The organism is Cellulomonas marina (assembly GCF_900111925.1).
GTDB classification, from domain to species: Bacteria; Actinomycetota; Actinomycetes; order Actinomycetales; family Cellulomonadaceae; genus Cellulomonas; species Cellulomonas marina.
Map to the genome: position 1 here is coordinate 1 of NZ_FOKA01000018.1, position 12156 is coordinate 12156.

Annotated in this window: 12 protein-coding genes; 7 read left to right on the plus strand and 5 right to left on the minus strand. The window is 73.2% G+C overall.

Going from position 1 to position 12156, the window contains the following annotated elements:
- Positions 1 to 209: 209 nt before the first annotated feature.
- Positions 210 to 716: a very short patch repair endonuclease gene (locus BM048_RS15600; RefSeq protein WP_175499585.1), complete on the plus strand. Its 507-nt coding sequence runs from the start codon at positions 210 to 212 to the stop codon at positions 714 to 716.
- A gap of 217 nt (positions 717 to 933) precedes the next feature.
- Here the strand turns inward: BM048_RS15600 and BM048_RS15605 are convergent, their stop codons facing one another.
- Positions 934 to 2040 carry an HNH endonuclease signature motif containing protein gene (locus tag BM048_RS15605; protein WP_090034457.1) on the minus strand — a complete coding sequence of 369 codons (1107 nt, stop codon included), beginning with the start codon at positions 2038 to 2040 and terminating at the stop codon, positions 934 to 936.
- Positions 2041 to 2242: 202 nt separating this feature from the next.
- On the opposite strand from BM048_RS15605, the gene BM048_RS15610 reads away from it, so the two are divergent.
- Positions 2243 to 3919 carry a nuclease-related domain-containing DEAD/DEAH box helicase gene (locus BM048_RS15610; RefSeq protein WP_090034459.1) on the plus strand — a complete coding sequence of 559 codons (1677 nt, stop codon included), beginning with the start codon at positions 2243 to 2245 and terminating at the stop codon, positions 3917 to 3919.
- A 60-nt stretch (positions 3920 to 3979) separates the two neighbouring features.
- Here BM048_RS15610 and BM048_RS15615 read toward each other — a convergent pair whose 3' ends face one another.
- From BM048_RS15615 to BM048_RS18315, 4 genes are all read right to left on the minus strand, one after another.
- Positions 3980 to 4279 (minus strand): hypothetical protein, encoded by a 300-nt coding sequence (locus BM048_RS15615; protein ID WP_139224495.1) that lies wholly within the window; start codon positions 4277 to 4279, stop codon positions 3980 to 3982.
- Positions 4280 to 4392: 113 nt separating this feature from the next.
- Positions 4393 to 5535: a hypothetical protein gene (locus tag BM048_RS15620; RefSeq protein ID WP_090034461.1), complete on the minus strand. Its 1143-nt coding sequence runs from the start codon at positions 5533 to 5535 to the stop codon at positions 4393 to 4395.
- Between the two features lie 65 nt (positions 5536 to 5600).
- Positions 5601 to 8297 carry a helicase domain-containing protein gene (locus BM048_RS18535; RefSeq protein WP_090034462.1) on the minus strand — a complete coding sequence of 899 codons (2697 nt, stop codon included), beginning with the start codon at positions 8295 to 8297 and terminating at the stop codon, positions 5601 to 5603.
- A 95-nt stretch (positions 8298 to 8392) separates the two neighbouring features.
- Positions 8393 to 8734, minus strand: a complete 342-nt coding sequence (locus BM048_RS18315) for a sigma-70 family RNA polymerase sigma factor (protein WP_090034463.1) — start codon at positions 8732 to 8734, stop codon at positions 8393 to 8395.
- 320 nt (positions 8735 to 9054) lie between these two features.
- On the opposite strand from BM048_RS18315, the gene BM048_RS15635 reads away from it, so the two are divergent.
- From BM048_RS15635 to BM048_RS15655, 5 genes are all read left to right on the plus strand, one after another.
- Positions 9055 to 9654 carry a dual specificity protein phosphatase family protein gene (locus BM048_RS15635; protein WP_175499586.1) on the plus strand — a complete coding sequence of 200 codons (600 nt, stop codon included), beginning with the start codon at positions 9055 to 9057 and terminating at the stop codon, positions 9652 to 9654.
- A 5-nt stretch (positions 9655 to 9659) separates the two neighbouring features.
- A complete protein-coding gene (locus BM048_RS15640) occupies positions 9660 to 10946 on the plus strand; it encodes a vWA domain-containing protein (RefSeq protein ID WP_090034465.1) in 1287 nt (428 codons plus the stop codon).
- 96 nt (positions 10947 to 11042) lie between these two features.
- Positions 11043 to 11474: a hypothetical protein gene (locus BM048_RS15645; RefSeq protein ID WP_090034466.1), complete on the plus strand. Its 432-nt coding sequence runs from the start codon at positions 11043 to 11045 to the stop codon at positions 11472 to 11474.
- Between the two features lie 98 nt (positions 11475 to 11572).
- The gene (locus tag BM048_RS15650; protein WP_203708962.1) at positions 11573 to 11896 is read left to right on the plus strand and encodes a type II toxin-antitoxin system Phd/YefM family antitoxin; all 324 of its coding nucleotides are present in this window, start codon (positions 11573 to 11575) and stop codon (positions 11894 to 11896) included.
- Positions 11893 to 12153 (plus strand): type II toxin-antitoxin system RelE family toxin, encoded by a 261-nt coding sequence (locus BM048_RS15655; RefSeq protein ID WP_090034468.1) that lies wholly within the window; start codon positions 11893 to 11895, stop codon positions 12151 to 12153. Before BM048_RS15650 ends, BM048_RS15655 begins: the two co-directional genes overlap by 4 nt.
- Positions 12154 to 12156 lie beyond the last annotated feature (3 nt).

Here is a 12156-nt window from a genome sequence, read left to right on the forward strand (position 1 = left end):
AGGAGGTCACCCCGCCCCAACTCCCGGCGCTCAGCGCCTAACCAATGAAGGTCACGCGGCAGCCGTCACACACCACGACCGGGGACTTGACCGGCTGAACGGGGCCGTGAGCGGCTATACCGCGGCCGGGACCTAGCGGTTCAGGCTGACGAGCCGGCTCGAACACGACGCACACGGCGCCGGGCCGCCGCGTGAAGCATCGTGGACCCATGGCGACCTTCCATGTCGCGGCTCATCCCGGCGCCTCCACCCCGGCCGTCTCGCGCCGCATGGCTTCGGTCCCGCGCAAAGACAACCCCCGTGAACGTGCGCTGAGGAGCGCCCTCCACGCGCGAGGGCTGCGGTTCCGCGTCGGGCACAAGGTGCCCGGCCTCCCGCGCCGCACCATGGACGTCGCTTTTACCCGGGCTCGGGTGGCCGTGTTCCTGGACGGCTGCTTCTGGCACGGCTGCCCCGATCACGGCACGCAGCCGCAGGCGAACGGCGCCTGGTGGAGCGAGAAGCTCGCGACGAACATGGCGCGCGACGCCGACACCGACGCGCATCTGAAGGACCTCGGCTGGGAGGTCGTGCGCATATGGGAGCACGTTCCCCTCGAGGAGGCGGTCGACGTCGTCGCAAACGCAGTTGCGTCGCGCCGCATCGCACAGGGCCGAAGGGACGCTGAGCGGAGCGATACGCCCAGCCCACGATCGGAGCCGGGGTCGGGCGGTTGACTCGTCCACGTGTTCCGCGCCGAGTGTTGAGGCTTGGCCGAGTACCCGGCCAGATCGGCCGCCCGGTGATCGTGGTCATTGCCGCGCGGACGACCGACACGCCGGACATCGACGGACTCCGAGCGATCGTCGCGGCCGGGCGGAAGAGGCGACGCGCAGACCCGGGCGCGACAGCTCCGCTGCTCGAGAGGCTCCGCGGCGTTCCCGCCGATCGGCGCTACCTGGTCGAGGTGCGATGCTCCTCCCAGTGCTGAGCCAGCCAGTCGACCTGCTCGCTGCGCAGCTGCAGCGTCAGTCGCTCGCCGTGAAGGCGGCCGTACTGGGGGAACTTCGCGAGGTCAGGGGCGACGTCGATGCACAACCGCGACGGCTGGACGGACAGCAGGCCGTCATCAAAAAGTCGATGGATGTCACGCCGCAACAGCAGCCCGCCGTGACGGTAGTGGGTGCCGAGCTGGGCGTAGCTGTAGAGGTGGCCCGCTTCCAGCACGCGCTCCGGCGCTGGGCCGGTGAACGCGCACATCCCGCCTTGCTCGGACAGCAGGTGATCGCGGAACTGCCGCTGGCCGCGTCGGACGCGGACGAAGGCGTGGGCGTGGCCCTGCGGCGGGTCGAATTCGACGCCCGGGCGCGACGGCGCACCCGAGACGCTGAGGTCGGCCCGCGCGACGAGCCGATCGACGGCCCGGACCGCTCCCCTGGCCGCGAGCGCATCCGTCAGGCCGACCCAGTCGAGCGGTCGCATGGCGTTGATGTCGCCGGGATTCTTCGCGAGCGCGCGCAGGTCGTCCTCGTTCAGCGCGCCGTCGAGCGCGGTCCACGCGGCGTCGTACCGGGCTCGGTAGACGGTAACCGGGACGACGTCCGGCACCGCCTCGTCGAACTCCGCCTTGCAGCGCATGCATCGGTAGCGTGGTAAGCGGCTCTTGCGCTCGCTAATACGCGTTTTCCAGCACGTGGGGCACCGCCGCAGCAGCTTCGTGCCGGCCTCAGCCTGGATCTCCTCGATCACCGACACGCCGAGGAGGCGTTGCTTGTCCCAGATCGCGATCGGGTCGCCGACCGAGAGGTTCCGGTGGTTCGGGACGTTGCTGTCCCAGGAGTAGTAGGCGTCGATCTGGTCGTCGTAGCCCTCGTTGCCGCCGTGACCCCGGTCGTCGCCGGCTGCCATGAGCAGCCAGGCGCGTCTCGGCGTAGCTACGTCCATGAGCGTGAGCTTGTCACCGGACCTCTCCGAGGTCGAGATGGCTGGCCCCGTCAGCGCACGTCGGGATGTGCCCGCGCTCGTCGCGAGCAGGGAATCGGCCCGCACAGCTTCGAGCACCCGCCCGAAGCCGCACAGCCGCTTCTAGGCCCACGGCAGGGGCGTCTCGCCTGGTCCGCAACTCGTCGACCAATGAGGTCGCCGTACTAAGCGCCGCCGACGCGGGTGAGGAGCGATCAGAGCCGCGGGAATCGGTGCGGAAGCGAGGGTCGGCGTGTTCGGATGAGCCTGTGATGACGTCCTCGTCGAGCATGAGCCGCTGATGGCGCACCTTGTTCCGCGAGACCCAGAATCGGACGCGGGAGGCGGCGGCGCTGAGCGTGTCGTCTGGGAGGCCTTGCGCGACCAGCTCCCCGACGACGTCGTGGTGTTCGTGAACCTGCTGCTGCTCGACGGGCCCGATGAGCGGGAGGTCGACGCGCTCGTCGCCTGGCCGGACGTGGGGCTGTGCGTCGTGGAGGTCAAGGGCGGGCACGTCGCTCGTCGGGACGGGCAGTGGGTGCAGGGCAGCGGGACCAGGGCGCACGAGATCGACCCGGTGTTCCAGGCGCGGCGGGCGCGGCACACGGTGCGGGACCTGCTGCGGCGGCACGGGCTCGGGGCGTGGCGTGCGCGGGCGGCGGACCTCGTCGTGCTGCCGCACACGCACGTGCCGGCGTGGTGGGAGTCGGCGTCGTCGCCTGTCGGCACGGTCGCAGGGCGGGCGGACCTGCCGCACCTCGCGGGGCTGGTGAAGCGGGCGATCGACGTACACGGCACGGGCAACGCGCCGTTGGCGGTGGAGGACGTGGGGCCGCTGGTCGACTTCCTGGCGGGGGCCTTCCCGTCGCAGGTCGAGGTGCTGGCGACGGCGGCGCAGTTCGAGGACCGCGTCGAGCAGATGACGCAGGACCAGGCGCGGATGCTGGACACGCTGCGCAGCTTCGAGCGGCTGCGCATCATCGGCGGGGCCGGCAGCGGCAAGACATGGTTGGCGCTGGAGCAGGCGCGGCGTCGGGCGGCGGCGGGGGAGCGTGTGGCGCTGGTCTGCTACTCGCGGGGGCTGGGGCGGTACCTGGAGCGCATCACCGCGACGTGGCCGGTGAAGCAGCGACCGGCGTTCGTCGGGCTGTTCCACGACCTGCCGCTGCAGTGGGGCGCGGCGCCCGGCAGCGACGACGACGCCGACTACTACGAGCGCCGGCTGCCGCTGGAGCTGGCGGAGCTGGCCGACGCCCGTGACGAGCGCGAGCGGTTCGACTGCGTCGTCGTCGACGAGGCGCAGGACTTCTCCGACCTGTGGTGGCCCTCGCTGGTGCGGTGCCTGCGCGACCGGGAGGCCGGCGGCCTGTGGGTGTTCATGGACGAGGACCAGCGCATCTTCGACCGGGACGGGTCGGCGCCGATCACGTTGCCGCCCGTGCGGCTCGACGAGAACCTGCGCTCGACGAAGCAGATCGCGCAGTGCTTCGGGTCGTTCGGGACCTCGAGGGTGAAGCCACGCGGGGCAGCCGGCGCGCCCGTACGGCTGGTGGACGTGCCGGCTGACGCCGCGGTCAAAACGGCCGACGTGGTCGTCGACGCGCTGCTGGACGAGGGGTGGCAGCCGGGGCAGATCGCGCTGCTGACCACGGGGCGGCGCCACCCGGAGCAGGTCAACGCCGTGGACATGGGCGGGCACGCGGTCTACTGGGACCGGTTCTTCGCGGGCGAGGACGTGTTCTACGGGCACGTGCTGGGGTTCAAGGGGTTGGAGCGCACGGTGGTGGTTCTCGTCGCCAACGGGTTCCGGGACGCCGAGCGGGCGCGGTCGATGCTCTACACCGGGCTGTCGCGGGCCCGGGTACTCCTGGTGCTTGTCGGGCCGCGGGGCGAGGTGGAGCGAATCGGTGGCGACGGCGTGCGGTCCCGGCTGCGGCATGCGTCGCCGTGGTCCGTCGAGGGGGACGACGACGACTGACGGCCCGGTATCGCGAGCGGCAGCCCCGGCTCGCCCTCACCGGCAGCGGCGGCCCCTTCGTCAGCTGTCCTCCGGGCCGAGTGGCGTGACGCCACCGGACTCGCCGACGACGTAGACGGTGATGCCGAGCAAGCGGCGTACCTCCCCCGCGACGCGGAGCGCCGCCGTCCGTCCCTCCGTGGGAACCACGACCCCGAGCCGGACGCCGGCTCCGGCGACGGTGGGGACACGCCGGAGGAGCTGTCCGTACAGCGTGTCGACATCGAGCCCGATCGAGGCGGTCCGGCCCTTCGCCTCGGCGAAGAGCCGTTCCGCGCCCCGATGAGCCACGACGTCGCAGTAGTCGACCTCGCGGTGCACCTGCCACCCCTCGGCAACCAGCCACCGCTCGAACTGCCCGACCACACGGGCCTCGTCGCCTCGCACTCGCCCACGCTACGACCCGAGCGCGGGCAGGCGGGAGCCCTTGACCATCACAGGATCGCCGGCACAGGCAGGGGCTCGTCGGTGTAGCAGTACCAACCCGGCGTGGACGCACCGTCGCCCTGGAACGTCACCTTGTTGACCTTCCCCTTGGTGTTGGCCACGACGCGCCAGACGAGCGTCCCCGCCGCCGACTCCGCAAGCAGGGCCTTGACTGCGGATCGCGACGTGTCGGCGTTCACGTGGACGGGGACACCGCCGATCACGGCGTGGAGGGCCGCCGCACCACCGAAGGTGCCGACGTCCGCGAGCGTGGGCGAGTTCGAGGACGTGACCCAGTGGTGCAGGTGGGCGACCAGCTCGCTCCCGGTGAGGGGCTGCTCCGTCGCAGGCGCGGGACTGGCCGGGGCGACGCCGACTCCAGACGGAAGCAGCGGTCGTGCACCCCCGCGAGAGGTGTTGCTGACCCACGTGCTGAGCTGCTCGATGAAATGCGCCCCGACGCCGGCGAAGGGTGCTTGGAGGTTGGTGGACCAGCCGAGTGCCCGGACGCCGCCGATCTCGCCCACGTACAGCTTCGTCGGGGCACCCTCCGGCTTGATCTGCTTCGACTCCACGAGGTCGAGCTGCGCCAACCCGGCGTGCTGCACCTGATCGACGACCTGCTTGCCGTTGAGCAGCACGAGTTCCAGCGACGTCGCCTCGAGCACGGAGGCCAGCACGGGAGCGCCGGCATCGAGCAGCTCCTTCCTGGTCGTCGCCTCGGTGATCTGACCCCAGACCGGCGTGGTTGCCCACGGCACGACGTCGAGGTGGCACGCGGAGCCGTCGGAATAGGACGTACCCGTCCCCGTCTGCAGCACCTTCTCCAGCGGCGCGAAGTACTTCCAGTAGGGGTGGTGCTGGAAGTAGCCGGAGCACACGGCGAGGAGTCGCTCGGCTTGTTCGACGGTGGCAGGGGTGCCCGTCGACGTCCCGAGCGCCGAGGCCGTGAGCGCGATCGGTGGCTGCACGCCGGCGAACTCGGCGTCGCTGGGGTTGATCCCCACCGTCGCCACGCGGGCGTGCTGTGCGTCACCGAAGGCGACGATCGGCACGGAGTCCGGAACGCCGTACGCGCCGACGGGTGGCTCGACATCGAGCAGTGCCCGGACGTGGGCGACGAGGAGGTCCTTGGACGGAGTGGCGGGCACGCGCCGATCCTGGCACTGCGACAGAGCGCGCGGAACGGTACGCGCCAGCGGACAGGGGCTGCCGGTCAGTCGGAGTAGGCCAGGACGTGGCTAGCACGCAGCTCCGATGGCCCGAACCAGAGCTGGGGGTCGACCTGCCCCAGGTAGACCATCGGGCTCGACATGCCTGCTCGCGTGGTGACGTGACCGTCGTCGTGCACGCGGATCCGCCCGCCCTCGGGCCGGTGCTGCAGCAGAGCGGTCGCGATGGCTCGGGCCGCGGCGGCCCCGATGACGGACGAGAGCCACACCTTCCGCGTCGGGTCCTGCACGTCCGCGTGCCGGGCGGACAGCTTGTAGGCGCGGCCGCCGTGCTCGTACGGCCAGCGCTCGCCGGGTGCCGGGACCGGTCGCTCGACGAGGACCAGCGATCCCACGGCCTCGACCGCGTGCGAGGTGGGAGCCTCGATGGCGGGCGCGTGCACCGGCGTCGGTGGAGCGGGGACGGGCTGAGTCGCTGCCGCACGTGTCGCAGCCGCGACCACGTCCCCGAGCCCGAAGGGCAGCGGTCGCCGGTGCACGAGGGCGAGGGACCGTGTCGCACGGGTCGTCGCCACGTACAGCGCGCGGGCGGCGGCGGCCTCGTCGGGCGAGCCGTCCGCGTCCTCCGTCGCGTCGAGGAACGCGGCGGGCTCGAGGAGGACGACGTGGTCGAACTCCAGCCCCTTGGCGTCCTCGGCGGTCGTCAGCACCACTCCCGCCGCGAGGCACCGCGCCCGCTCCTCGTCGCCGAGCCGGTCCAGCAGCCGCGCCGGCGCGAGCAGGGCGGTGAGCGCGCTGCCCGCGAGCGCGACGGCGAGGTCGGCGCCGGTGCGCAGCACGTCGGCACCCGGGGCGACAGGGATGTCCGTGAGGCTGTCGGGCAGGTCGCGCACGGCTCGCGCTGCCGCCACCTCCGCGCCCGTGTGCGGCAGCACCGCGTTGGCCAGCGCGAGCACGGCGCCCGGCAGCCGGTAGCCCTGGGTCAGGTGCGCCTCGACGTGCGTCGCAGGGTGGCCGAGGTGCTCGACGAGCTCGGCCCACGACCGGTGCATCCACGGACCCGTCGTCTGCGCGAGGTCGCCCAGCAGCGTCACGCCGCCGGTCGCCGGCACGCGGCGTCCGATGCTGCGCAGCTGCATGGGGGTGAGGTCCTGCGCCTCGTCGACGGCGACGTGCCCGACGCGCTGGGAGGCGCCGTCGACGAGCACGTCGAGCTCGTCGAGGAGGGGCAGGTCGGCGTCGCTCCAGCGGTGCTGCTGGGCACTGCGGCGGGAGCGCGGAGCCTCGGGGCGCGGGCGCGCGTCCCAGGACCGCCAGAGCAGGCTCGTCTCGTCGTCGTCGAGCAGGCCCCGGCCGACGTCGAGCAGCAACGTCGAGCTCGACCAGAGGCGGGCGAGCAGGTCGTCCGGGCCGACCGGCGGGCACATCTCCTCGGCGTAGGCCTGCAGGGCCCGGTCGCGCTGCAGCTCGCCATAGGGGTCACGGACGCCGCTGCGCCGCAACGACCCGCCCTCGAGCCCGGCGACGAAGCGCTGCCCGAGCGTCGCGACGAGGCGCGAGACGAGCAGCCCGTGGCGGGAGCGGTGCGGAGCGGGGTCGGCGAGGACGGCCCGGAGCGCCGCGAGGGCGTCGGCGCGGGAGAACGTGAGCACGGTGGCGTCGAGCGTGACCTCGAGGGGATGGTCGGGCACGACGAGGCTGCGGTCCACGGCGCGGCGCAGCAGCTCGGCCAGCCGCGGGTCGCCCTTGAGCCGCTGCACGCGCCGGTCCTGCTCCGTCCACGCGGCGGTGCGCGTGGTCAGCTCCGTGACGGTCGTGTGGCGGACCTGGTCGTCGCCCAGCGCCGGCAGCACCCGGGAGACGTACTCCAGGAAGCGCTCCGAGGGCCCGACGAGCACCAGTCCCGACGAGCGCAGCGCCGGCTCGCGGAAGGCCAGCAGCGACAGCCGGTGCAGCGCGACGGCGGTCTTGCCCGTGCCGGGGGCGCCCTGGACGGTGAGGAGCGTGCGGTTGTCGGACTCCATGAGCTCGTACTGCTCGGCCTGAATCGTGGCGACGATGTCGCGCATGTAGGCGTCGCGCTCGCGTCCGAGCTCGTCGAGGAGGACGTCGATGCCGCCGCCGATGGGCTCCGCGGCGCCTGCCGGCTTCTCCGGCTCTGCACCCGGGCCCGCCTCGCCGGCGGACGTCGCCGTCACCGGTCCCGCGGCCGGCTCCGGGACCGGCTCGACCCCATCCGCGCCGGGTCCTGGCGCACCGGCCGGGACATCCGCGGGAGGGGAGGGGACGACGCGGCGGGGCAGCAGCTCCTCATCGCTGTAGCCGACGAGCTGCCCGTCGACGAACCGGAAGCGACGCCGGCGGTGCACGTCGTGCGCTGCGCCCGGCCGCGCGCGGTAGAAGGCGGCGGCCGCCGGCGCCTGCCAGTTCGTGACGACGTCGTCGACGACGTGCGCGTGGCTGGCGGGTCGCTCGTCGAGCAGATCGCGCACGCGCGTGCGGCCGAGGTAGAGCGCGTGCCCCTCGACGTGGTCGATGCGGCCGAAGTAGCGCTCGTCCTCGCCGACGAGCGCTTCGAGCTCGCCGTCGTCGGCCAGGAGCTCCGCCAGGACGCGGCGGGCGTACCGGTCCGCGCCGGCGTGCGTGGCGTGGGGGTCGCGCGCTCGCAGCTGCGCCACCCGCGCGTCGACGTTGCGCTCGACGTACCCGTGCCAGCGGCGCTCCGCCTCCAGCTCCTGCATCCCTCGACCCGCCCTGCTCTTCGTGCTCGCACGCGCCAGCTCGCGCCTGACGTCCGACCCGATCGGCGTCGCCCCCCCGATGAGGGGCGCCGACGTCAGTAGGGGCGCTGGGGCCGGAGATCGTCGGCCATGTGGGGGAACGCCTCCCGGATGCGCCGCCGGGCGCGGTTGACGATCGTCGAGACGACGGCCGCGCTCGCGTAGCCCTGCTGCTCGGCGATCTCCGCGTTCGGGACGCCCTCCAGCCAGAGGAGCAGGACGACGCGCTCGCGCTCCGAGAGGACGGCGAGCGCGTCGCGCAGCTGCTCGCGCGCGACGACCTGCGCGCTGGCGCCCACCGCGTGCTCCTCGTTAGCGGCGATCGCCTCCTCGTCGAGGACGTCCGCCGCCTTCTTCTTCGCGTGGTCGACGAGGCGGTGCCGCACCGCCTGGGCCACCCATCCCCGCGCCAGTGCTCGGGCTCCTCGTCGCGGCGCGCGTACTGGAGCGCGACGTCCTGCGCGATGTCGCTGGCGGACAGGTCGGGCCGGCGGGCGAAGAGGCCGTCCCCGGCGGCCTTCCTGCGGGCGAAGGCGCGGACCTCGTCGAGGTCGGGGCGGTCGTCGTCGTTCGTCTCCGTCACACCGCGATCGATCGGCGAGGGCCAAGCCGTCGTGAGGCGCCCCACCAGCACGTGTTGATGGACGGGTCCCTGGCACCGCCCAGGCCCTCAGAGGAGCAATTCCGCTCCTCGGACGACGAGACCAAGGGACCGACGATGGCCAACATCAGCCGCATCACCGACTTCCTCTTCACCGGCGGGGACCTCCCCGTGCACCTCGGGACGGCCGCGATGCTCGCCGACCTCGACGACTACCGGGGCGAGGGCATCACGCACGTCGTCGACAACCGGATGGAGTGCTCCGACGAGGGCTTCTTCGCGAAGCACGCGCCGGACCTCGTGTACGTGCACAACGGCCAGGACGACCGAGGGCAGCGGATGCCCGACGCCTGGTTCGACCGCGGCGTGGGGGCCGCGATGGAGGCTCTCGCCCGCTCGACCGAGGCCGTCGTCCTGGTCCACTGCCACATGGGGGTCGACCGCGGCCCCTCCTTGGCCTACGCGATCCTCCTGGCGCTCGGCTGGGACACCCTCGACGCGATGCGTGCCCTGCGGGCGGCCCGGCCGATCGCCGCCGCGCACTACAGCGCGGACGCCCTCGACTGGTGGTTGCGCTTCGACGGCGCCGCTGCGGCAGTCCGGCGCCGTGAGCACCGCCGGCTCGCAGAGTGGCACGAGCGGCACCCCCTTGACGTGCGGCACGTCGTCCGACGGCAGCGCGAGCTCGAGGCGGCCGGCCTGCCGCTCGGGGCGTGAGCGCCATGGGGAACGGCCGGCTCCAGCTGGACGTCGTGGCGCTCGACCAGGGGGACGAGGTGACCGTCCTGGTCGACGTGACGGCTCCCGTCCCCGACGGCACGGTCGAACGGGCGCCCGTGATGGTCGTCGTGGCGCTGGACCGGAGCGCCTCCATGTCGGGGCGGCGCATGCGGGCTGCCCGGGACGCGCTGGTCGACCTCGTCGGGCGGCTCCGGCCCGGCGACCGGTTCGGCCTCGTGACCTTCGACGACGAGGCACTCCTCGTCGTGCCGGCAGAGCCGGTGACCGACCCCGCCTCCGTCGTGGAGGTGATCGAGGACATCGTCGTGGGCGGGGGGACGGACGTGTCTGCCGGGCTGCTCCGGGGGCTGCAGGAGGTGCGGCGCGTCTCGTCGGGCGGCCCTGCGCACCTCGTCGTGCTCAGCGACGGGCACGCCACCCGCGGGCTGACGTCGCCGGCGCTCCTCGGCGGCCTCGTCGGCCGGCACGCGCAGCACGGCGTCACCACCTCGACGCTGGGGCTCGGCCTGGGCTACGACGAAGGGTTGCTCGGTGCCGTCGCCCGGGCGGGCGGAGGGCAGGAGCTGTTCGCGGAGCACGCCGCCGAGGCGGGTCCGCTCCTCGCCCGGGTGCTGGACCGGGCCACGGAGCAGGTCGTCGTCGGAGCCGTCCTGCGCGTCCGGCGTGCGCAGGGCGTGGTCGATCTAGTCGTCGCCGACGAGCTGCCCGTGCACACGGTCGACGACGGGCTCCTCGTCGAGCTCGGCGGTCTGACCGCGGGGGAGACCCGCTCCGTCGTCCTCACGGCAACGCGCGGGCGCCGGGGGACAGGCCCGGGCACGGAGGTCGCCCACCTCGAGCTGCGTGGCGCTGTGCTGCCCGGTCTCGAGGAGGACGAGCAGACGCGAACGGTGCGGCTCGGGGAGGTCGCCACCGACCCGTCCGTCGCCGCCCGGGTCCGCCGCGAGCTCCTCCACCGCGACACGCAGTCGGCCAAGCGGCGCGCCGCAGCGCACCTCGCCGACGGCGACGTCGATGCCGCGACGGCGGTCCTCGGATCCGCGCTCACGGAGCTGCGGACCGTCGTCGGAGCGCCGGACCCGGGGCGCGAGCTCGACGACCTGCGGTCGGAGGGTGAGCGGCTCGCCCGCTTCATCGACGAGGCCGTGCAGGGATCGACGAGCCGTGCGGCCAAGGGGCTGCGGGCGGACGCGGCCGAGGGAGCACGGGGTGCGACGGGCTCGTCGAGCCCGACGGCCCGGGGCAGGACCACCGGACGGAGCGGGTGAGTTGCCTCGCTCGGACGAGGGAGCCGACGCCGCTCCGCGAGCGCGACCCGTACCGCTGACGATCACCACGACGAGGCACGACGAGAGGACGAGACGATGAGGACCTTCCTGCTGACCTACAACCCGCGGCGCTGGCAGGTGCCGGCGGACGAGTGGGACGCCCTGAGGTCGGGCACCGGGCGCGGCGAAACCGTGCCCGGTGACTGGTCCACAGGGCAGCGCCGCGATGTGGATCCGGGCGACCGGCTGTTCCTGCTCCGCCAGGGCAGCGAGCCGCGCGGCATCGTGGCCGCGGGCTGGGCGACGTCGGTGCCCGAGCGGGCGGTGCTCTTCGACGGCACGGGGTCGACGCACTACGTCGACCTCGAGTGGGAGGTGGTGCTCGACCTCGACGACCCGCTCCCGACGGAGGTGCTGCTGCGCGAGGTGCCGCGGGTGCCGTGGAACGGGCTGCGGGGGAGCGGCGTGGAGGTCGCCCCCGAGGAGCTGTGGCTCCGGCACCTCAACGACGGTCGCACGGTCCGCTGACGGCCCGACGGGGTGCCGCTCCACGGTGCGGCGCCCCGTCGGCACATAGCGCTGCCCTGACGCGGCCGCGCGCACCGCCGAGTGTGCATCCTTCGGGCATGACCAGAAGTTGGACTAGTATCTTCGCCATGGTCCACGTCCGGTCGGTGCCGCTCCACGACGCCAAAACAAAGCTCTCGGCGTACGTGGCCGAGGTGCGCGAGACGCACGAGCGCATCACGATCACCCGCCACGGTGAGGCGGAGGCGGTCCTCATCTCCGCCGACGAGCTCGACGTGCTCGAGGAGACGCTCGAGCTCCTGGCCGGCGGTGCGCTCTCCGACGCCGAGGCGGCGCGTCGTGCCCACGACGAGGGCAGGACCACGTCGCTCGACGACCTGAAGGCCGAGCTGCGTGCGGCCGGCAAGCTGCCTCCGGGGTGAGCTACCGGGTCGAGCTCGCACCTCGCGCGCGACGCGAGATCACCCGCCTGCCGAATCGCGTCGTGCCCGCGGTCGTCGAGTTCCTGGACGTCATCGCGGAGAACCCGTTCCGGGTGAGCAAGGCGCTGCACCCACCGCTGGACCACCTCCGGTCCGCGCGCCGAGGCGCCTACCGCATCCTGTTCGAGGTGGACGACGAGGAGAAGGTGGTCGTCGTGGCTCGTGTCGACCACCGCGCGGACGTCTACCGGCCCTGACGG